This is a genomic window from Lentibacillus salinarum (assembly GCF_042679865.1).
In the GTDB taxonomy this organism is placed as follows: domain Bacteria; phylum Bacillota; class Bacilli; order Bacillales; family Amphibacillaceae; genus Lentibacillus; species Lentibacillus salinarum.
Genome location: NZ_JBHTNH010000019.1, coordinates 61,531 through 82,948 on the forward strand (window position 1 = coordinate 61,531; position 21,418 = coordinate 82,948).

Here is a 21,418-nt window from a genome sequence, read left to right on the forward strand (position 1 = left end):
AATATGGTCCTTTAAAACAATAGTGAAGGCGCTTTTATTCCCATGTTTAAATGTCAAAAACTTCTTGTTCAGCAGTAAAAGCTTCCAAAGCTTGTTCATCAATGTTGTAGCCGATTCCAGATTTATCAGGTACGGTAATGACACCATCGTTTACAGTGACTTCCGGTTTGATAATGTCTTTTTCCCAATACAGCGATGACCCCGCAGTGTCCCCGGGGAGTGTGAACTGGGGCAGGGTGGTCAGGGCGATGTTATGTGCCCGGCCGACTCCGGCTTCCAGCATACCGCCGCACCATACATCAATCCCATTTTCACGGCACAAATCATGAATTTCTTTTGCTTCAGCCAAGCCGCCGACGCGTCCAATTTTCACATTAATAATCCGGCAGCTTTTCAATTCAATGGCTTTGCGTGCATCCTCAGCTGAATGAATGCTTTCATCGAGGCAGACAGGCGTTTGGATAGCAGCCTGCAATTTGGCGTGATCAACGATGTCATCATGTGCGAGCGGCTGTTCAATCATCATTAAATCAAGTTCATCGAGTTTTTTCAGCTGTTCGATATTATTCAGTGTGTAAGCGGCGTTAGCATCTGCCATAATTGGCGTATCCGGGAATTGTTTCCGTACTTCCTTGAGCACATCATAATCCCAGCCTGGTTTTATTTTGATTTTAATTCGTTTATAGCCCTGCTTTACTTGATGGCCGATTTTTTCCAACAAACCATCCACTGTTGGCTGGATTCCGAGACTGATGCCAACTTCAATTTTTTGTTTCGTACCGCCGAGTGCTTTAGCAAGTGTGATGTTCTGCTGCTTGGCATAGAGGTCCCAAATAGCGCCTTCAGCTGCGGCTTTTGCCATATTATTGCGTTTAATCGGTTTGAACAGTTCGCGTACTTCGCTGGGGTGACGGATTTCATTTTCCTGGAGTAATTTGATTAAGAAATCCTTGATCATATGTTCATTTGTCTTAACCGTTTCTTCAGTGTACCAGGGACTTGTGAAAGCCACTGTTTCGCCGAACCCGCGATTGCCGTTATCATCAGCTGCTTCGATAATGAAAAAGTCTTTGTCCTGTATCGTTCCAAAACTGGTGGTAAAAGGGTTTTTCAGTTGCATATTAAGCCGTCTTAGTGTAATGGATGTGATAGGCATTGCCATGAATAAAGCCTCCTGTCATTTAAAATGTATCATGGTTCCGTTGTTCTCACAATAATAATTAAATTCGGATACGAAGACTGAACTTTAAAAGGGGGCGGCTGAGGACGTTTATGAGCGGCTTTTTGATAATACAATCCGTTTGTATGGGTTATGATTGTTGTTTTACAGGGCCTGGTGTTACGATGAAAATGTATTATGAATTCAAGGAGTCGTGTCTGATGGTCAAAAAAGTAGCATTGTCGTTCAGTGGGGGAAAGGACAGCTGTCTGGCCTTTTATTATTTGCAGAAGCAGGGTCTGCAGGTGGCGTGCCTACTGACCACGGTCTGGAAAGAGAGTGGGGATACGGTTGCCCATAATGAAAAGCGCGGGCGTGTTTTGAATCAGGCGGATCGGCTTGGTATTCCGGTTCATTTTATCGAGACGGATTTTCATACATATACGTATGATTTTGTTTTTATGTTAGGTGAAATGAAGGAACGGCACGGCATTGATGGGGCTGCGTTTGGCGATATTTACCTTGAGGGTCATCGCAAGTGGGGTGAGCAGGTGGCACAAAAAGCTGGTGTTGAGCCTGTCTATCCTTTATGGCGAGATCAGCCGGAAGCTTTGGATTTGCTGCATGAATTTGTCGATGCAGGTTTTAAGGCAGAGGTCATCAAAGTTGATGCAGAAAAGTTGTCCGAGAGCTGGGTTGGGCGCTGGATTGACAAATCCTTTATTGACGATATTTTAAAATATGGGAATGTTTGCCCCATGGGTGAATCCGGTGAATATCATACTTACGTGCACGATGGACCGATTTTTCAGAGCGGGCGATAGGTAGAGAGGGGAAGAAGCGTGAAAGTGTTGAGCGTAACAGGCTATAAACCAAAGGAGATTAATATTTTCAAACATGATGACGAACGGATCGATATCATTAAAGCAGCAATTGAAAAGCGGCTGATCAGTTTTATTGAAGAAGGACTGGAATGGGTGCTTATTTCCGGGAAAATGGGTGTAGAGCTTTGGGCTGGCGAAGTGGCAATTGGGTTGCGGAACAGGTATGGCATAAAGCTTGCCCTCATCCCGCCATTTGAGAATCAGGAAGAACACTGGCCCGAACCGATTCAGCAGATTTATCAGGAACTGAGGGCGGCTGCCGACTTTTACAGACCGCTTTATAAAGGTGGCTACAGCGGACCTTATCAGTATCAGGCAAGCAACAAGTGGCTAATCGACAAAAGTGATGGCTGTCTTATGCTGCTTGATGAGGAATTTACCGGCAGCAATCGTTATTTTTACGAAGAAGCAACAAAAGCCGCACCAGGTGATTATCCCCTTTATTTCATTACCCCAGCTGACCTTGAGGACATGGTTGAGGAAATGCGGATGACCGATCCGGATTATTGGGGGTGAGCCTAGTTCGTTAAGAAAGTTGTGGCGCGATGGCTGAAATTGTCACAATTCCGGCTAAAGTTCACATGGAATTGGCTTATAAGGTGTCTATAGCTAAAGATATACTTCAAAAGGAAGACTTTGAAAAAAATAGGTAGTACCAGTGGAAGAAAATATAGGATTAATCTGGACAATCTATTAAAATCCCGAAGTTGGGAGCAAAATCCCGAAGTTCACAACGTCAACCCAGCCAAGCAATCAAAAAAACAACTTGGCCCAAAGCCAAGTTGCCTCCTTATAAGAATTCAAACTTTTTATTTTTACAGGAACCGCCCCTTGGGACGGCTCACTTTGTAATGATTTTAAAACCAATTAACGGGTTCAGGCTTCAAGTTTTGGAAGATATGCTTCGTTTCCTGATATTCTTCCAGGCCTGTTTTGCCAAGCTCACGGCCGATGCCTGATTGTTTATAGCCGCCCCATGGCGCATGCGGGAAGTAAAGGTTTACGTCGTTGATCCAAACGGTTCCCATCCGCATTTTGGCAACACAGCGCTCTGCTTTTCCAATGTCATTGGTGAAGACGCCGCCGGAAAGTCCATAAATCGAATCGTTGGCAAGCTGGATTGCTTCTTCTTCAGTTGTGAATTTTTCCACGGTGATGACCGGACCGAAGCCTTCGTCCTGCACGACACGCATGTCTGTCGAACAATTCGTCAATACAGTCGGCAAGTAGAAAAAGCCATTTTGCAGTCCCGGTTGATCTGGACGCCCGCCGCCGACAGCTACTGTTGCGCCTTCCTTTTTGCCGTTTTCAACATAATTGATGACTTTATTTAAATGTTCTTTTGAAATGAGGGGCCCCATTTGGGTTGATTCGTCAAAGCCACTGCCAAGCTTTATTGTATTCACGCGATCGACAAGGGCTTCCACAAAATCATCGTGAATGCTTTCTTCAATAATCAAACGGGTTCCCGCTGAACAAATTTGACCAGCGTGGAAAAATACCGCGTTCATAGCTTGGTCGACAGCTGTTTCGAATTCAGCATCGGCAAAAACGATATTCGGATTTTTACCGCCTAGTTCAAGTGCCAGATTTTTAACATTGGAGCTGGCTGCCTGCATGATCTTCTTGCCGGTTTCAATACCACCTGTAAATGAAATCAGATCAACATCGTCATTGTTAGATAGCTCTGCCCCTATTGAATTGCCGGGACCCAGCACCAAATTGATGACACCTTGAGGAACGCCAGCTTCTTGCATTAATTCAAATACTTTTATAGATGTAAGTGGTGTAATTTCGCTTGGCTTCATGACAAGTGTGTTGCCTGCTGCCAGTGCCGGTGCTAATTTCCATGATGCCTGCAGTAATGGATAGTTCCACGGTGTAATTTGACCGCAGACACCGACTGGCTCATGAATAACTCTGCTGGTTGAATTCGGAATAGGGGATTCGATGATTTCACCGCCGTCTTTATCTGCCATTTCAGCAAAGTAACGGAAAACACCAGCGATATCGTCCATGTCACCAAGGCTTTCCTCAACCGTTTTACCTGTGTTCAGTGATTCAAGCTCAGCAAGTTCTTCTTTGTCCCGTTCAATTAAGTCGGCAATTTTATGGACGATTTTACCGCGTACTGTTGCAGGCGTTGTTGCCCAATCGCCCTGGTCAAACGCCTTTCGTGCTGCAACAATGGCAGTTTTTGCATCAGCTTCATCACTCTCGGTTACTTTAGCAATGACTTCCTGATTAAAGGGATTAATGATGTCACGGGTGGCATTCGATTTGGATGTCACCCATGAGCCATCGATCAATTGTTTTTTTATGTTCATCAGTAAATCTCCTTTATCATTAATTTTATTAAAAAAATATTTAACGTTTTGAACAAATCTGACTTTATCATGCTATTTTTTATTTGTCAAAAAGAAAAATTCGGATGTCTATCGCGCCTTAACGGACACCAAGACCCCCATTTTAATTTTTAAGGAAATTAAAATTTTCTAAAATATCTTTCTGTACACGGGCGTAGGAGAACCAAAATATAAGAAGATTGTGCTGCTCTCAAGGTGCAGTGACCAAAAGTAAAATAAATAATTTCATTTTGGTATTTGACATATTTTGATTATACGTTATGATTTAATTTATAAAGAATATATTTAATGTATTTAATTAATTGAAAGTGAGGTGACATCTTGAGTGGTTCCAACGACGAAATGGCGAAGGAGAAATTGGAACAGGCAAAAGGATACGTTATAGAAGCTATTGCTGAAACGATGGATGTTTATGGTGTAACACCGGCAGCAGGAAAACTATATGCAACCATGTATTTCAAAGATCAGATGAATCTTGATGAAATGCGGGCAGAACTGGATATGAGCAAACCGAGCATGAGCACAAGTGTCCGAAAACTTCAGGAAATTGAAATGGTGAAAAAGAAATTCCAGCGTGGTTCGAGGAAACATACGTATGCGGCTGAAAAGAATTTTTTCCATACGTTTATGTCCTATTTCTGTCAAATGTGGGATCGTGAAGCTAAAATGAATATTGAAGCCGTTAAACAGGCCGAATTTGAATTAGATCAAATTTTTGAAGATGAACATGTTTCACAGGAATTAGTGGAAGAAGCGCGGGAAATATACGACCAGCTAAACCAATCCAAGACTTACTATCGCTGGCTTGAGCGATTGGTGGCAAGCATACGGTCAGAGGAAATTTATGAATTTTTGCCAAAGTATCCGGAAAAATAATACAACAAAAGGAGAGGTTATAATCTTTATGCATTCTCTTAGAAGTAAACTTTTGGTATTGGGACTGGCATTTGTCGTTATTTTAGCAGGATGTGGGGATAAGACCAATTCTCAAGCCAAAGATGACGGGAATTCCGGTAATGAATCATCTGGAGATAAAGGGACTATTGAGATGGCACAAATTAACTGGGCAGAAAATATTGCAGTCACCAATATGTGGAAGGTCATTTTAGAAGATAAAGGCTATGATGTTAATTTGAATATGCTTGACATGGGAGTTATCATGCAAGGATTGGCAGACGGTGATCTTGATATAAATCTGGAAGTCTGGCTCCCGGTACAAGACCAGGTTTACTTAGAAGAATATAAAGACGAGGTAACCTTTGCGGAGGAACCTTGGTACGATAATGCTAAAGTTGGTCTTGTTGTTCCGACATACTTGGAAGACATCAACAGTATTGATGATCTGAACGAAAATAAGGAAATGTTTGATGGTGAAATTACAGGTTTTGATGCGGGCGCAGGGACCATGGAAGTCACAAAAGATGAATTAATTCCGGAATATGACCTCGACTATGAATTGCTTCCTAGTTCTGAACCGGCCATGATATCTGAAATTGACCGGGCCATTAATAACGAAGAACCAATTGTTTCACCACTCTGGAGCCCGCATCGTGTTTTTGCTCAGTATGATTTGAAATTCCTCGAGGATCCGAAAAATGTCTATGGTGAAACAGAAAAAATTTATCATGCGACAAGACAAGGCTTTGATGAAGATTTTCCGGAGGTCAGCCAGTGGATGGAAAACTGGAAAATGGACGATGAAGCGATTGGTGAATTAATGACCTATGTAAATGATGCCGAGGAACCGATCGATGGTGCCGAAAAATGGGTTGAGGAAAACGAGGATCTGATCGATGAGTGGCTGACGGACTAGAAGAAATGCTAAAGTTTGCGGTGAATTCGCTAAAGTTCACAACTAAAACGCTAAAGTTCACAAATTAAACACTGTCATTTAAAAAGGAAGCCTCTGGTCGGGGCTTCCTTAAACGTATTACGGGTTCCACAAATAATCGAGCATCTCATCCTGGAACAGGCTCGTGTCAATGTTGCACGTTTCGGATTCGATCGCATATTGCCATCCGTAAACACGCGCATTTTCCGGCCCTTGCGGATTATAATCCGGGGCATTATCTTTTGCGGTTATTTCTTTTTGCGGGAACGCTGTCCATACGACGGTGTTTTCCTGTGCGTCCTGGTCCATCGCGTTATATGCTTCGAGCAGTTCACTGTCTTCATCAAACGCACCGTACAGAGCGGTTTCATAAGCTGATTCAGAAAGCGTGTCATACCAGCCTTGCATAAAGGCTGAATCAACCGGAAAACCAGGCTCGATATCACCAAATAGGGCGACGCCGTCAGGGATATCCAAGTCTTCTGCGTACGCAATCGCCTGCTCAGCCTCTTCGGCGCCATGATCATAGCCTGTTGCATCGCTGAAATGGTTGTAAATGACTAAAATCCGGGTATCGTTTTCATGCAGAAAATTGACTTCATCTTGATCCAATCCTTCTGAAACATCCCCCTTATCACCAAGATAGCGTCCCCACACTTCCGGCTCACCGAAGTTATCAGTGACACACTGATACTGGTTGTCATCCGTATAGCTGGCAGAGTCGACGCCCCAGTAAATGTCCTGCCCGCTATCACCATTCTGGTCGTTTTGATCCCCGTCTGATGGGGAATCAGACTGATCGGATGAACTGCTCAATAAAAAGGCCAGAATTAAAGGTGCTGCAATCAAAAGGCCTAATCCAATGAGATAATAAATTTGTGATCTGTGCATATAAGACCTCCCTTCAAGCCTTATTGCAGTGTATTGATGCAACGGGGAACGTGTATAGGCATAAAGAGAGGCTGTATTGAAAAAAGGCGCATATTCGGTCGGTTGTGCCGGCTTCCATAGACGATTTGTAAAAGCAAAGCAAGATAGTTTGTTTCTTCTTTTGACAACCTTTGTTACACTGAATGGATACGTATTAAAAAGAACTAAAAAGAACTTTTTGCCGGTAAACAGAGGCGGAAAGTTGATTTCGATATATGACTGTGACATGGAACAGAAAGGACGTGGTATCATGCGGCTGATACGTGCAGGCGTTCATTTTTATGTGATCGGTCTTATCATCCTAACGCTCGGCATCGCATTGACCATCCAGTCATCAATGGGTGCTTCGCCGTTTGATGCGCTCCTGGTCGGGCTGCACCGGACGTTTGGGCTGACGGTTGGCAGTTTTGAAATCATTGTTGGCTTGACAATGGTTCTTGGCAACGCCCTGGCAGAGAAAAAAAGGCCGGAATTTTTTGCCCTGATCACTTCGTTCGTGACCGGGGTTGGCATTGATACATGGTTATTTTTGCTTGGTGACATTGTTGTACCGGTGACGTGGTACGGCGAATGGGCAGCACTTCTGGCAGGGACAATTTTAATGGCACTTGGTGTGTCGTTTTATTTGCAGTCGAAAATCGCTCCAAACCCGATGGACCGATCCATGCTGGTCATATCGAACCTGACCGGCTGGGGTGTGTCCTACTCACGCGCAGCCATCAGTGTAGTGCTTGTTATTTTGGCAGTTGTGTTTGATGGGGCAATCGGGATTGGCACGTTGATTAACGCCTTGTTTTCCGGTATGATCATCAGTTTCTTTTTACCGTATGTGCGAATGCTAAAAAATGGACATCGAAAACACAGTGAAGATTTTGTTTCCTGATTGTGCAAGCCCCATATGGTTGTATAGATTCTTTTTCCTCGTTAAAAGCTAAAGTGTGAAAGCATAAAGGAGGAAATTGAAATGGGTGGAAAGCCTAAAGGACCAAAACAGCAGGAGAAGCCGAATTTGCCAAAGAGCCCGCAACAGCCATATGGCGAACCGATGCAGGGCTCGCACAAGGTGAAACAGCGGAACCATTCGCGGCAAAAACAGAATCCGCATCATGATATGTAAGAAAAACCCTGACGCGTCTTTTCAGATGCCAGAGGTAAGAAGTCGGATTCGAAAAAATCGGCGAGTTAGCCGATTTCGGTATTGAAAACGTCGTCCAACATTTTATACTCTCTTAACTTTTAAAAAAGGCAGTCTTGCACTGCCTTTTTTTACTGGAATCGCTGTAGTTTGCACAGGAACCGCTGTCGTTCAGAAGAAAATCGTAGACGTTTTCAAAGTCATTCTTTAATCCTGCAAATTCACGACGTCATTCTGTTATAATGGACGCAGCATATACGCTGGAGGGGAGTACGATGGCGAACGCAGCAATTAAACTGACTAACCTTGCAAAATCCTACCGCAGACATGACGCGGTTAAACATTTAAACTTAGAAGTACGTCAAGGTGAATTATTTGGGTTTCTCGGGCCAAATGGTGCGGGAAAAACGACGACGATTAAAATGTTGACAGGGCTGCTGGAGCCGACGAGCGGATCGGCTGCAATCAACGGCATCGATATTTGGGAAAATCCGCTCAACGCAAAAGAAAAGCTGGCCTATGTACCTGATCAGCCGAATCTTTACCCGAAATTGACCGGATGGGATTATCTCGAATTTGTCGCGTCTGTTTTCCGTATCCCTAATGATCAATTCCAGTCCCAAGCAAACGAGTTGCTGAAAATTTTCAGCCTGAGCGAGCAGGCGAATGATTTGATAGAAAGCTATTCACACGGGATGAAGCAAAAAATTGCGATTTGCGGTGCACTCATTTCTGATCCGGATGTCCTATTTATGGATGAACCGACTGTCGGGTTGGACCCGAAAAGCGCACGCACCTTGAAGAACCTGCTTCGCAAACTTTGCGACAATGGTATGACTGTTTTTCTTTCCACACATATTTTGGAAATCGCTGAGCAGATGTGTGATCGGGTTGGCATTATTTTCGAAGGCGATATAATTGCGCTTGGAACGATGGATGAGTTGAAAGCAAGTGATGGTACCGACCAGAGTTTGGAGGATATTTTCCTTGAGTTGACCGGCGGCGAGGACCAGCAGGCTATGATCAGTGAAATTTCCGATAACGGTGATGCCAAATGATGAAAGCCCTGTTGAAAAATCAGTGGAAAATAATGATGAATACGGCGAAATCACAGCCTGGCAAAAATTACTTTAGCTACCTGGTGATGTTCGCGGTATTTGCAATTCTGTTATATTGGCTGTCGGCTGGCATTTGGACCATAGCTGATGCTATTACTGAACCGGTTTTTGCCGGTATTCTGTCATATGGATTTTTATTGGTTATCGGGTTTATCATGCTTCTGGGAATGCCACAAGTGTTCAAGCATCTGTACTCTGCAACAGATTTAAATTTGCTGTTTACGATGCCAATTCCAACACGATATATTTTCTGGATTAAATATATGCAAAACTTTGTCGGCATCCCATTATTGGTATTCGTTCTTTATATCGTTCCAATCTATGTTTATGGTGCCTTTATAAGCGCAAACTGGTTGTATTATCCGATTGTGCTGCTTGTTTTGCTCGCGATGATTGTCATTGGACTTTCCATTGCGTATTTGGTTAACCTGATTCTGGTCCAAATCATCCCGGCGAGCAAAGCAAACGAATTCATGACGGCCATGAGTATGCTGTCTGGTGTCGTAGCTTATTTGATATTCATGTTGCCGACCATGGCCAATGACCGTCCGTTAGGCGAAATGATTTTAGCAGGGCTGCCGCTCTTTCCCGAATGGCTGCCGATTACTTGGGCGAGTGACGCGATTATTGGCGCAGCCGCCGGATCGATCGCTTTTCTCGTGCCTTTTATTATGATCCTAGTGCTGGCAGTGATTTTTTTCATGCTGACCTCAGCACTTGTTGAAAAAGGCTTCCGAACCGGCTGGGTGAAGTTAAGTGAAGGTGGCGGAAAAAAACGGAAGAAATCAGGGGCGAAAAAATCCGTATCGAAGCTACAGCATCCGGTTATCGCTGTCGGGAAAAAAGAATGGTTTGCGATAAAACGCGATATGCGTGAGTGGCTCGTGTTCCTGCCGATTGTCTTCTTTCTTGTGTTCGGTTTTATCGGCGCCATGTCAGGTGGTGCTAGACTTAGTGATTTGCAGGGACCGAATGACGTGACATGGCCGATTGCGCAGGCTATCTTTCTGTTCATTTATGCGATGTTTAACGGGCAAATGGCCAGCTCAACGATTGCTCGGGAGGCAAAATCACTCTGGATCCTGCGTGTCCTACCCTTATCCGGAAAAGATATTGCTTTTGGGAAATTATGGATTAGTTGGCTGCTTCCGTTTGTGCTATTGGCGGTGGTTGAAATCGTCATTGGTATTTTCCTGGGATGGACAGTGCTTCAATTTATCAGCGGCATTGCCATAAAAGCTGTTATCACCGTTGGTATCAGCGGCATCGGGATGTGGCTCGGGACCATCGGGGCAAAATATAATCCAGCCAATCCGCAGAACAGGCTGAAATTCGGAGTCGCGATGATCCTCTTAATCGCTTCTTATGTCTATTTGTTCATCGCACTGATTCCATATGTCATCCTACTGATTCCGGTTGAGGCTGCGAGTTTTGCACAGATGGTCAACCAGGATATCGACGGGTTTTTTGGATCGGTAGCCGGATTTGTTCATACGGTTCTCGTCTGGAAAACGGCCAGCCCGGTCATGGTGACAATAGCTGGCGTTCTACTGACGCTGATCATTTCATTGGGTGTTGCATTTATCTTTACGATGATGAGCGCACGGAAAATTGATCAGGGAATCGAAATTGAAATGGTGCAGGATACGGGTTCAAAATCGTCACTTGGGAAAAAGCCAGGCAGTCTGTATTAAGTGTGAAAAAAGGAGATTTTTCTCCTTTTTTTGGCCTGAGTTATGGGAACTTTGTGTTATTATGAATGGATAGGAGGTGTTATCATGATGAACGTTTCCGGAATCGGTGCGCTGTTTATGATTCTATTTTATGCGTTAGCGCTATACATAGCTTATCTTGTTATCACCGTCGCAGTCCGGCACGGTATCGATAACTCGGAAGTGGGGAAAATGCTGAAGAAGAAGCATGATTATGAGAAAGAAAAATTCCACCCCAAGGATGATCTGGATAAGGATTAAATTTCCAATCGTGAAGGAGGGCTTCCAATCGATGAAAATAAGAAAAGCAACCGAACATGATGCTTCTAGCATTGCGAAAGTCCACGTCGACAGCTGGCGTACCACATATCAAACGATTGTTCCTGATAAATTTCTGGACAGTTTAAATTACAGCGATCGCACAAAACTTTGGGAACAGAATGTAACCAAAAACAGCGTATTTGTTGCAGAAACGGATAATGGCGAAATTGTCGGGTTTGCCACAGGCGGCAAAGAGCGTGAAGGGGAATGTGAAGGCTATGACGGAGAACTTTATGCTATCTATATTTTGGAGGGATATCAGGGAAAAGGTATCGGTATAAAGCTTGTCAGATCGGTAGCTGAGGAACTTGTCCGGGAAGGTTTTAACGCGATGCTTGTTTGGGTCTTGGAAGCGAACGACGCCAAATATTTTTATAAAAAACTGGGCGCTAAAAAGATCGATACCGCCGATATTACGATTGCCGGCGCGAATTTGAAAGAGAGCGCATATGGCTGGCGGGATCTTCATGAATTGACGTGAGAAGGGGTGACGTGACGTTAAAAGCATTCAAGGTCCAAGGGAAGTTTATCCGTTCAGGTGTGATAACGCAAAGAAAAGGTTTTGAATCTACTTGAGGGTTAAACGATTTATCTTGATTGCTGAAAATGGAAAAACAAAGTATAATTTTATTATACATTGCATATACTGCTAGCCACTATTCCGTGAGGAGGTGCAGTAATATATGTGTAAAAAGGAGGATAATGATATGATTTCTACTACGCAAGAAAAACAAACAGAAAACTTTTCAAAAAGGATGGAAATAGCTGCAAAACAAGTTCGGGACATAAAAAATGGGAAAATTCCTCGTGCAAATTTGCAAGAACAACTAGACAAAATTGACAATCAGATTGAAAATGAGGATTCGGATCAATAATTATGGAAAGGCGTGAAATTATTCCGACTCCTCTTTTTTTATCAGACTATAAACAGCTAAAGAAAAAGTTTCCATCGATTAGAAACGAAATTAATAATTTTGAGGAATTTATGCAAAATCCACAGAACAAACTACTTGGAGTTCCCGTCCCCGGTCTTAAGAATGTGAATGGAAATAAAGTTTTTAAATATCGAATGCCCAATAAAAGTGCTAATAAGGGTCGAAGTGGTGGGTTCCGGCTCATTTATTATTATATGACTTCCGGAAATACTATTTTTTTATTGACAATATATTCTAAAACTCATTTAGAAGATATTCCATCCCACGTTATTGACCAGATTATAAAAAAATATTTCGATAAAGTATAGGGCTGTTAAAATGAAAAAACAGGTGTCTTTTAAACACTTCTCAAATCATTCAACGTCAAAAACCGCGATAATGTTCTTTCCCACTCAGTAACTCCCCCATTACGGATCTCATGCAAAAGTTTATGAAAAGCTTGGCTGCAAACCGTCGAAACTCTTAACCCATGTTGTAATAATTGAGCTACATCATTCAAAATAACAATGTTGTTATCCTATCCCTATAATTTAATTTCACGATCTCAATCTCTAGTTTCGGAAAGACATTTTTTTCTCATACCTAAACCCTTGAATATAAATTACAATTGTTGGAACATATAGAAGAAAAAATACGTATACTTGGATCAAGCACAAGGGTAGACGAACCCGAATGGGAAGGCAGTCACAAAATCCTTGTTGATAAATTTATTATATACTATTCCTTTTCCCCGGATAAATACTTCAGACACGCCAGTCAACATTATTAACCCTGCTAAACGTTCAATCGTTAAAACTCTCAAAAGAAAACACACCTTGATTTTTTACTAGCAAATTTAAAGGTATTTCGTTGAAGGAAGTCGAAATAGAATAGTGAACACAAAAGACTTCGGCGGGGGGAACTCATGACATTAAAAAACAGATTTGTAAAATGGACAATGACGATTCTATTAACCATATCCCTGTTATTGATTATCGGCTTTATTTACGAAAGAATTGGGCGTAACGCGGATATGAAAAAGTATCCGCCAGTTGGGGAAACTGTCGAATATGATGGCGAAAAGATCCATTATATTAACGAGGGAAGCGGGGATGGAACAGTTGTTTTCACCTCGGGTAGCGGCACATCGTCCCCATATGCTGATATGTATCATCTGCAGGAAGAAATCAGTTCCAGCGCTGAGGCCATTATTTACGAGAGGCCGGGCTATGGCTGGTCAGACACAACATCATTGGAAAGATCTATTAGCAATATCACGGATGAAATGGAAGCTATCATAACCGCCGCGTCTGAAAACAATGCGTACATTTTCGTCGGGCATTCCATGGCTGCACTGGAGATCTTTGCGTTTGCACAAAAATATCCAGAAAAGGTCAAGGGAATTGTGCTGATTGATGGGGTCAATCCAGACTATGCCAGTCAGATGGGGAATCTTGTCCCAATCTCAATACATGGTGCAAGAACGTTAAAAAATATTGGTGGGCTGAGGTTGTACAGCAAGATAGGAGGTTCCCTCATCCAAAATAACCATTTGCCTGAAAGTAAACATGATCAGGCAGCCGCCATTACACTGGACAAAATGTGGAATTCAACTATGATAGCAGAGAGGAAGGCACTGAATCGTAATGGTGAAAGTGTCACTAACGGCGGTAAACTTAGAAATATCCCGCTTGTCATTTTTTCCGCAGCTCAAAACCCGATGGAAGGCTGGGCAGATTCACAGGAGCAATTAACATCCTGGTCGGAAAACGCAAAACAAATTTGGATCGATACGGATAATCACTTTATTCATTATGAAGAACCGGATCGTATTATTCGTGAAATTGATCATTTGTTGGAGTGAGGAATACAATATAGAAATTAAAAAGTTGCCATTAAATGAAGCTGCACCAATTGATTTACTGCTTTTGGCGGATTCATCAAAAAAACAGATTGACTCATATTGAAAGCAAGGGCAGTGTTATATTACAAGGGAGGCTTTTCCCCTTGCCTTGCTGACGCTCATCAACCGCAATATTTTTAAGTACCATTTTATTCGGGGTAATCAAAAAAAAGACATAGACGCCTACAATTTAAAGAAAGGTCAGTAAATTAACAATGGGGGGATTAAGATGAAAGTTAAAATTGTAGATGCCATGAGTACCGGTAGATTGGAAAATAAAATAAATAAGTTTATTGAAAAAGAGCGGCCTAATGTTATCGATATTAAAATTTCTGCCGGTTTTTGCAGTTATGTGGCACTTATTCAGTATGAGGATTAAGGGATAATGTAGAATCAAAAAAACGAAATGATAATATAAATCTATCATTTTAAAAAAGGTGGTACACATATGCTTAAAGCGATTATGTTTGATTTGGATGATACCTTGATTTGGGATGAAAAAAGTGTTGACAACGCATTTAAAAAAGCTTGTGGGCTGGCGGCCAAAAAGTCAGATGTTGACCCGGATCTGCTAGAACAAAAGATTCGGGAAAATGCGCAGGACCTGTTCGCATCCTATGATACATATGCATTCACGGAGATGATCGGCATCAGTCCATTTGAAGGTCTGTGGGCTGATTTTGATGATGATGGGCAATCTTTCCAGCGGCTGAAAGCAATTGTTCCGGAATACCGAAAACGGGCCTGGGCAAGGTCATTGCAGGAAGCGGGCGTTGATGACGCGGAATTGGCGACAGAATTGGCCGGGACGTTTCAGGGCGAACGCAGGAAAAGGCAATTTGTATATGAGGAAACATTCGATGTGTTGAATGACTTAAAAGACAACTATCGGCTGCTCATGCTGACAAACGGTTCGCCTGATCTGCAGCAGACAAAACTGGCCATCACACCGGAATTGAAACCTTATTTTGACCATATCGTGATATCAGGTGCATTTGGAAAAGGTAAACCGGATCCCTCAATTTTTGAGTATGCATTGGAGCTATTGTCCGTTGAAAAAGATGAGGCCTTGATGGTGGGGGATAACCCGTATTCAGACATTTTGGGTGCATCGAGAGCTGGCATCCCGTCTGTTTGGATTAATCATCATAAGGCTGAAGTGAAGGATGTCAGGCAGACATATGAAATTTCGCGGTTAAAGGAACTTTTGAACGTATTGGAGCGAATAGATTGATAGATGCCAAAATTTGTTCATTGGAAAGCCTATAGAACAGGCAGGAAAATCAGGTGATTTAATATGAATAAAATTTTGTTGCATATCGAAGGATTAATGGTCTTATTGCTGACACTTTACTTATATGCCTATTTTGAATTTAGCTGGCTTTTATTTTTCGTTTTGCTATTGGCACCGGATATTTCAATGCTGGGTTACCTGATTAGCAACAAAGCTGGGGCCTTGATATATAATATATTCCATACATATAGCATGGCAATTGCGGTCGTGCTTTACGGCTTACTGTTTGTCAATGCAATTGTGTTAGCTATAGGTCTAATCTGGACTGCCCATATTGGTATGGACAGGATAATTGGTTATGGTTTGAAATACCTGTCCGGTTTTAAGGAGAATCATTTAAATCGGATATGAAATCAGGAAAAACGCTTGTGAATGACGCAAGCGTTTTTTTCCCCTTCAAGTCTACGGTTATTACAAATCCACCGCTGTCACGTCACTGATTTCTTCCAGTTGCTTTAGTGTTTCAATTTCATACTGCTCCGGATATTTATCAATTGTCAGAATCATAATGGCATCGCCACCGATATTGGAGCGGTCAACCTGCATAGTGGCAATGTTGATAGCGTGTTCAGCGAGAAGGCTTCCCATTTTTCCGATGACACCAGGTAAGTCCTGATGATGGATGACCACTATGTGCCCCTCCGGCATCACGTCGACACTGTAGTGATCTACCCGAACGATACGGGCTCCCAGGCCATTTAGGAGCGTACCGGAAACACTGCGTACGCCTGATTTGGTTTTCACTTCGACCGTCATCAGGTTCGTGAATCCTTTTGTTGTTGACGTCCGGCTTTCGTTGATGGTGACACCTTTTTTCTCAGCGAGATACAGGGCGTTCACGTCATTGACATGACTGCCGAGATGCCGCCGCAGCAGCCCCTTGACGGCGTTTCGGGTAATAGGTGCAGCCTGGATGTCTGACAGCTCACCGGAATAATAAATGGTCACTTCCTCGGGTACGTCCGCTGTTAAGTAAATTAGGAATGTACCTAGTTTTTCAGCCAAATGGAAATATGGTTCGATTTGACTGAGAACGTCACTCGGTACTGACGGCATGTTAACCGGGTTTTTGACGAGGTCGCCCGTCAAATGATTAAGCACATCTTGTGAGACATCGATGGCTACATTTTCCTGTGCTTCTACCGTGCTCGCTCCCAAATGCGGTGTGGCTATCACTTCAGGCAAATTCAGCAGTTTATGGTCCTGGAATGGTTCCTCCTCCAGGACGTCGATGGCAGCACCGGCCACCTTCCCGGAGACAAGCGCATCATACAAGGCGTCTTCGTCAATGATCCCACCACGGGCGCAGTTAACTATGTACACGCCATCCTTCATCTGCCGGAAAGCATCGGTGCTGATCATGTGCCGGGTTTCTTTCATGAGAGGTGTATGGACGGTAATATAATCTGCTTCTTTTAAAACGTCTGCAAACGTACCATATTGAATTCCCATTTTTTCCGCTTTCTCTTCGGTTAAAAACGGATCATAAGCGATGACATTCATCCGTTGCCCCTTGGCCCTGTAAGCAACCTCCGTGCCGATACGTCCTAACCCGACAACGCCCAGTGTTTTGTTTTTTACTTCGACACCAACATACTTTGACCGCTCCCATTTTTGGTTTTTTAATGCCAAATGGGCTTGCGGAATTTTGCGGGAAAGGGCCATGATCATCGCCATCGTATGCTCGGCTGCTGAGTTGGTATTGCCGTTAGGGGCATTGACGACAATGATGCCATGCTCAGTGGCCGCCTCGAGATCGATATTATCGACACCGACCCCAGCTCGGCCGATGATCTTCAGGTTTTCCGCTTTTTCAATAACGCTACGTGTAACCTTCGTCTGGCTCCGTACCAATAAGGCATCGAATTGGGCTATCCGGTTTTCCAATTCATCAGGTGTCAGCTCGGTGTCTTTTGTGACCACATTTTCACTTGCCAGCAGTACATCAAGTCCTTCGTCACTGATCGGGTCTGCTACTAATATATGAAACATTTAAGAACCTCCTGATAGCATCGTTTTCTGTGCGGCACGTGTCCCGCATCCAAGTTCAACGGGTTGGCCGATTTTATGTAAAGCGTATTCTATCATGCTAATTGTTTGTAACATGTCGGCAGGTGAACAATAGCCCATATGGCCGATCCGGAAAATCCGGCCTTTCAAATGCTGTTGGCCACCTGCAATGGTCATGTCGAAGTCGCGCTTAAGCACACGCCTTAGCGCTTCCGGGTCAAAATCTTCCGGCTTGATGGCTGTCACCGTGGGGGAAGCTGCTTCATCACATGTCAAAAGCGGAATATCAAGTGCTTGAAAAGCTGTCCGCGTCATGTTTTTCATGAGCTTGTGTCTCGCAAAAACAGTTTCAAGCCCTTCTTCCTCAAAAAGCTCGAGCACTTGCTTTAAGCCAAACAATAGCGATAGAGCAGGTGTAAATGGCGTTGCACCACTTTCCAGCTGTTTGCGGTATTTGGTTAAATCAAAGTAGAAGGATGGCCGGTCGTTCGTTTCGACCACCTCCCAGGCACGTTCGCTGACAGCAAGAAACGTCAGGCCTGCCGGGAGCATCATCGCTTTTTGTGACCCGGTTATGAGAATGTCGATATCCCAATCATCCATTTCAACCGCGACACCGCCGACACAGGAAACCCCGTCGACAATGAATAAAGCATCTGTTTGCTGATGGACCACTCGGGCAAGTTCCTTTACAGGATTCAACACGCCGGTTGACGTCTCGCAAAATGTGGCAAAAACCGCCTTAATTTCGGGGTGCTGTTTCAAATAGGCTTCAATCGCCTCCGGTTTGACCGCTTCACCCCATTCGACATCGAAGCGGTGTGTTTCAATCTGGTATGCCTGGCAAATTTGCACAAATCGGCTGCCAAATGCACCGGTCACAATAACCAGTACCTCGTCACCGGGATGGACAGCGTTGACAACAGCTGTTTCCAATCCGGCCGTGCCGCTTCCGGCTAGGATAAGCACATCTTGTTCGGTGCCAAACACAGGCTTAAGTTTTGGTTTGATCGTATGTAACAAGTCTTTTGTTTCCTGATCACGATGACCGATCATCGGCTGATTCACCGCGCGCTGGACGCTTGGCGGAATCGGCGTCGGTCCGGGGATCCGTAAAAATGGCTGATCTGGTAGCATGCTAAGTCTCCTTTCTGTCACATTTACCGTTTAATTGATTCATCTATCATAGCAAAAATGCCATTATTGTCAATAATTTGTTAGTAACTGAAGATTTTCAGTAATTCCGGATACCCGTTTAAAGTGGGAAGGTAGACAAAATGGTCAGTAAAGACTATTCTTAAAATTAACAACCAATCTGGAGAGGAGAGGGATTGTTTGCATATTGTAGTATTAGGTGCTGGCGCATTGGGTGTCTATTTCGGTGGGCGCTGGATTGAGGCCGGTGTTGATGTAACATTTTTGGTCAGGGAGAAACGAGCGGCGCAAATTAAAGAAACCGGTTTGCGAATCAATAGTACACATGGTGATTATGATCTGGAAAATCCCCGGGTGATAACAGACCCTGGTGCGATTGAATCGGCCGATCTTGTGCTGGTCAGTGTGAAAGGGTTTCATCTGGAAGGGACGTTGGATCATTTAAAAGCCTTAACGGCAAAAGGGGCCTGTGTCCTGCCAGTGTTAAATGGTATTGAACATATCAGTGTGCTGCAGGAAGAACTTGGCAAGGCGAATGTCATCGGCGGCCTGTCATTTATTTTTGCCACGCTGAATGATAAAGGCCACGTCGAACAGACAGGGGACAAGCATGAGTTGATTTTTGGCGCACTTGAGCCTTCTCAGCAAAAGATTTGCAACGAACTGGCGGAGATTTCAGAGAGCGCCGGATTCAATGGCAAACACAGTTCTGATATTACGTGGGAGATCTGGAAAAAATATATGTTCATCACAGCACTCTCAGGAGTGACCACAGCTGCCAACCTACCGATTGGACCGGTTCGCGAACATCCTGAAACACTGCATATTGCTGACAGGATTCTTCGTGAAATGCAGTCGCTGGCCATGGCATATGGGACAACTATTTCGGATGAAGAGGTTGAGGCTACCATTAAGAATGTGAATTCGCTGGATCGTGAAGCGACGTCATCCATGCATAAGGACCGGCGTAAAGGGTTGCGGCTGGAGGTCGATCACTTGCAGGGCGGGGCAGTAAGGCTTGCCGAGAAAGCGGGTGTGGATGTTCCATATATTCGCGCTGTTCTTGGGTTGATCAAGCCGTTTGAAATTCGCTAGTTAATGCATAAACCATCCTGTGCGCTGCAGGATGGTTTAGTTATGGTCTTATTTTTCCCGTTTGATAATTTTCGCTTCCTGGTTAAGGGCTTTAAATAGCGCTATAACCATAAGGATCATCACAAACGAGAATGGCAGGGCGGCGACGATGATCGTGTTCTGGATTGCCTGCAGCCCGCCGACATAGAGTAAAATCAGAGCAACCGATGACTGGGCAATCCCCCAGGCAATTTTCACATTGTTTGGCGGCTCCAATGATCCGTATGTTGATTGGATACCAAGCACGAATGTTGCGGAGTCGGCAGACGTGATAAAGAATGAGCCAATCAGCAAAATCGCAACGATCGACAGAAGCAGCCCCAGAGGTAATTGATCAAACATGTTGAACAGGACTAATTCCGTTGCATATTGTGTCAGGTCAATACCGCTGTTCTGCACATTACCTGCTGTTGTCCCGAAAGCGGCGTACCAAATGGAAATAACGAGTGTCGGTAGTATAAGTACACCGGCCATGAACTGCCGGATGGTCCGTCCGCGTGATACACGGGCAATGAACATGCCAACAAATGGCGCCCAAGAAATCCACCATGCCCAGTAGAAAATCGTCCAGGCATCCAGCCAGCCACGGTTGTCACTTTCCAGTGGTGCGGTACGGAAACTCGATTCAATGATGTTTTGCATATACATACCGAGTGTTTCCGTAAACATATTCATAATCAGCAGTGTCGGACCGACAATCAATACGACGATTAACAAAATGATGGCAAGTACCATGTTCGTATTGGATAAATATTTAATACCTCTGCTCAAACCGGACCAGGCCGAAATCAGAAACAGAATGGTTACAGCGCTAATGATAATGAATTGGGATGTAAAGCCAACGTCAAAACCGAACAGGTGTGACAGGCCACCGTTAATTTGCACAGCACCAAAACCAAGTGACGTGGCCACCCCGAATACCGTTGCAAAGACAGCCAGAACATCAATCAATGTACCGAGCGGACCGTTCATTTTGTCACCAAACAATGGCTTAAGTGTTGCCGAAATGAGGCCGGGTTCACCTTTGCGGAATTGGAAAAAGGCGAGTGCCAATGCTGTCACACCATACATGGCCCAAACATGCAGCCCCCAGTGAAAATAAGCATAGGAAAGCCCTTCTTTAAATGCCTGGTCAGACCCGACTTCTGCTGTCGGTGCATCTGCCATGTAGTGAAAAAGTGGTTCAGCGGCACCGTAGAAGACAAGTCCGATGCCCATACCCGCTGAAAACAGCATGGCAACCCATGTTGGCGTGGAAAAATCAGGTTGGTCATAATCTTTTCCCAGCCGGATTTTTCCGAGCGGGCTAATGGCAATAAAAATGGAAACAATCACTAATGCAGACATGAGGAGCATGTAATACCATCCGAATCCTGTGGCGACAAAGGATTGGATGTTACCGGTGATTCGCTCAAATTGTTCCGGAAACGATGCGCCAAATACGACGGTTATGATAACTAATGCAACCGTTATGTAAAAAACTTTGGATACTTTCTTCATGAAACCCCCTAAAAAAAGTTTGACGTCAATACGATGATGCTGATCAGTTTAA

Annotated in this window: 23 protein-coding genes; 17 read left to right on the forward strand and 6 right to left on the reverse strand. The window is 43.9% G+C overall.

The genetic code is table 11. From position 1 onward, the window contains the following. Positions 1–46: 46 nt before the first annotated feature. Positions 47–1,156 carry an o-succinylbenzoate synthase gene (gene menC / locus ACFQ4A_RS08870; protein ID WP_382399847.1) on the reverse strand — a complete coding sequence of 370 codons (1,110 nt, stop codon included), beginning with the start codon at positions 1,154–1,156 and terminating at the stop codon, positions 47–49. 224 nt (positions 1,157–1,380) lie between these two features. On the opposite strand from menC, the gene ACFQ4A_RS08875 reads away from it, so the two are divergent. After that, positions 1,381–1,983: a Dph6-related ATP pyrophosphatase gene (locus tag ACFQ4A_RS08875; protein WP_382399677.1), complete on the forward strand. Its 603-nt coding sequence runs from the start codon at positions 1,381–1,383 to the stop codon at positions 1,981–1,983. Between the two features lie 18 nt (positions 1,984–2,001). Further along, on the forward strand, positions 2,002–2,559 hold the full coding sequence (locus tag ACFQ4A_RS08880) for an SLOG family protein (protein WP_382399679.1): 558 nt from the start codon (positions 2,002–2,004) through the stop codon (positions 2,557–2,559). Between the two features lie 341 nt (positions 2,560–2,900). Here the strand turns inward: ACFQ4A_RS08880 and betB are convergent, their stop codons facing one another. Next, a complete protein-coding gene (gene betB / locus ACFQ4A_RS08885) occupies positions 2,901–4,370 on the reverse strand; it encodes a betaine-aldehyde dehydrogenase (RefSeq protein WP_382399681.1) in 1,470 nt (489 codons plus the stop codon). A gap of 360 nt (positions 4,371–4,730) precedes the next feature. Between betB and cudC the strand changes: the two genes are divergently transcribed. After that, positions 4,731–5,285, forward strand: a complete 555-nt coding sequence (gene cudC, locus ACFQ4A_RS08890) for a choline uptake/conversion transcriptional regulator CudC (protein ID WP_382399683.1) — start codon at positions 4,731–4,733, stop codon at positions 5,283–5,285. Positions 5,286–5,313: 28 nt separating this feature from the next. Next, positions 5,314–6,222, forward strand: coding sequence for a glycine betaine ABC transporter substrate-binding protein (locus ACFQ4A_RS08895; RefSeq protein ID WP_382399685.1), 909 nt, complete (start codon positions 5,314–5,316; stop codon positions 6,220–6,222). 117 nt (positions 6,223–6,339) lie between these two features. Here ACFQ4A_RS08895 and ACFQ4A_RS08900 read toward each other — a convergent pair whose 3' ends face one another. Next, the gene (locus tag ACFQ4A_RS08900) at positions 6,340–7,131 is read right to left on the reverse strand and encodes a glycoside hydrolase domain-containing protein (RefSeq protein ID WP_382399687.1); all 792 of its coding nucleotides are present in this window, start codon (positions 7,129–7,131) and stop codon (positions 6,340–6,342) included. Positions 7,132–7,207: 76 nt separating this feature from the next. Here ACFQ4A_RS08900 and ACFQ4A_RS08905 point away from each other — a divergent pair, with 76 nt between their 5' ends. The 12 genes from ACFQ4A_RS08905 to ACFQ4A_RS08960 all read left to right on the forward strand — a co-directional run bounded on the left by ACFQ4A_RS08905 (position 7,208) and on the right by ACFQ4A_RS08960 (position 15,918). Then, a complete protein-coding gene (locus tag ACFQ4A_RS08905; protein WP_382399689.1) occupies positions 7,208–8,053 on the forward strand; it encodes a YczE/YyaS/YitT family protein in 846 nt (281 codons plus the stop codon). Between the two features lie 81 nt (positions 8,054–8,134). Then, positions 8,135–8,287, forward strand: a complete 153-nt coding sequence (locus ACFQ4A_RS08910) for a small acid-soluble spore protein P (protein WP_382399691.1) — start codon at positions 8,135–8,137, stop codon at positions 8,285–8,287. A gap of 293 nt (positions 8,288–8,580) precedes the next feature. Beyond that, positions 8,581–9,363, forward strand: coding sequence for an ABC transporter ATP-binding protein (locus tag ACFQ4A_RS08915; protein ID WP_382399693.1), 783 nt, complete (start codon positions 8,581–8,583; stop codon positions 9,361–9,363). A gap of 35 nt (positions 9,364–9,398) precedes the next feature. Next, entirely contained in the window at positions 9,399–11,117 is a 1,719-nt protein-coding gene (locus ACFQ4A_RS08920; RefSeq protein ID WP_382399695.1) for a putative ABC transporter permease subunit, read from the forward strand. Between the two features lie 84 nt (positions 11,118–11,201). Next, positions 11,202–11,396 (forward strand): hypothetical protein, encoded by a 195-nt coding sequence (locus ACFQ4A_RS08925; protein WP_382399697.1) that lies wholly within the window; start codon positions 11,202–11,204, stop codon positions 11,394–11,396. A 31-nt stretch (positions 11,397–11,427) separates the two neighbouring features. Continuing rightward, complete coding sequence (locus ACFQ4A_RS08930; RefSeq protein ID WP_382399699.1) at positions 11,428–11,937, forward strand: GNAT family N-acetyltransferase; 510 nt, start codon at positions 11,428–11,430, stop codon at positions 11,935–11,937. Positions 11,938–12,163: 226 nt separating this feature from the next. Further along, entirely contained in the window at positions 12,164–12,331 is a 168-nt protein-coding gene (locus tag ACFQ4A_RS08935; protein ID WP_382399701.1) for a hypothetical protein, read from the forward strand. Between the two features lie 2 nt (positions 12,332–12,333). Then, positions 12,334–12,699: a hypothetical protein gene (locus ACFQ4A_RS08940; protein ID WP_382399703.1), complete on the forward strand. Its 366-nt coding sequence runs from the start codon at positions 12,334–12,336 to the stop codon at positions 12,697–12,699. A 596-nt stretch (positions 12,700–13,295) separates the two neighbouring features. After that, complete coding sequence (locus ACFQ4A_RS08945) at positions 13,296–14,234, forward strand: alpha/beta fold hydrolase (RefSeq protein WP_382399705.1); 939 nt, start codon at positions 13,296–13,298, stop codon at positions 14,232–14,234. Between the two features lie 268 nt (positions 14,235–14,502). Continuing rightward, positions 14,503–14,652, forward strand: a complete 150-nt coding sequence (locus ACFQ4A_RS08950) for a hypothetical protein (RefSeq protein WP_382399707.1) — start codon at positions 14,503–14,505, stop codon at positions 14,650–14,652. A 69-nt stretch (positions 14,653–14,721) separates the two neighbouring features. Next, positions 14,722–15,507, forward strand: a complete 786-nt coding sequence (locus tag ACFQ4A_RS08955) for an HAD family hydrolase (RefSeq protein ID WP_382399709.1) — start codon at positions 14,722–14,724, stop codon at positions 15,505–15,507. A gap of 63 nt (positions 15,508–15,570) precedes the next feature. Continuing rightward, positions 15,571–15,918: a DUF4260 domain-containing protein gene (locus tag ACFQ4A_RS08960; RefSeq protein WP_382399711.1), complete on the forward strand. Its 348-nt coding sequence runs from the start codon at positions 15,571–15,573 to the stop codon at positions 15,916–15,918. A 60-nt stretch (positions 15,919–15,978) separates the two neighbouring features. On the opposite strand, the gene serA is transcribed toward ACFQ4A_RS08960, so the two are convergent. Both serA and ACFQ4A_RS08970 read right to left on the reverse strand, forming a co-directional pair. Next, positions 15,979–17,559 carry a phosphoglycerate dehydrogenase gene (serA, locus tag ACFQ4A_RS08965; protein ID WP_382399713.1) on the reverse strand — a complete coding sequence of 527 codons (1,581 nt, stop codon included), beginning with the start codon at positions 17,557–17,559 and terminating at the stop codon, positions 15,979–15,981. After that, complete coding sequence (locus ACFQ4A_RS08970; RefSeq protein WP_382399715.1) at positions 17,560–18,714, reverse strand: pyridoxal-phosphate-dependent aminotransferase family protein; 1,155 nt, start codon at positions 18,712–18,714, stop codon at positions 17,560–17,562. Between the two features lie 198 nt (positions 18,715–18,912). Between ACFQ4A_RS08970 and ACFQ4A_RS08975 the strand changes: the two genes are divergently transcribed. Beyond that, the gene (locus ACFQ4A_RS08975) at positions 18,913–19,827 is read left to right on the forward strand and encodes a ketopantoate reductase family protein (RefSeq protein WP_382399717.1); all 915 of its coding nucleotides are present in this window, start codon (positions 18,913–18,915) and stop codon (positions 19,825–19,827) included. Between the two features lie 48 nt (positions 19,828–19,875). On the opposite strand, the gene ACFQ4A_RS08980 is transcribed toward ACFQ4A_RS08975, so the two are convergent. Further along, on the reverse strand, positions 19,876–21,366 hold the full coding sequence (locus tag ACFQ4A_RS08980) for a BCCT family transporter (protein WP_382399719.1): 1,491 nt from the start codon (positions 21,364–21,366) through the stop codon (positions 19,876–19,878). Positions 21,367–21,418 lie beyond the last annotated feature (52 nt).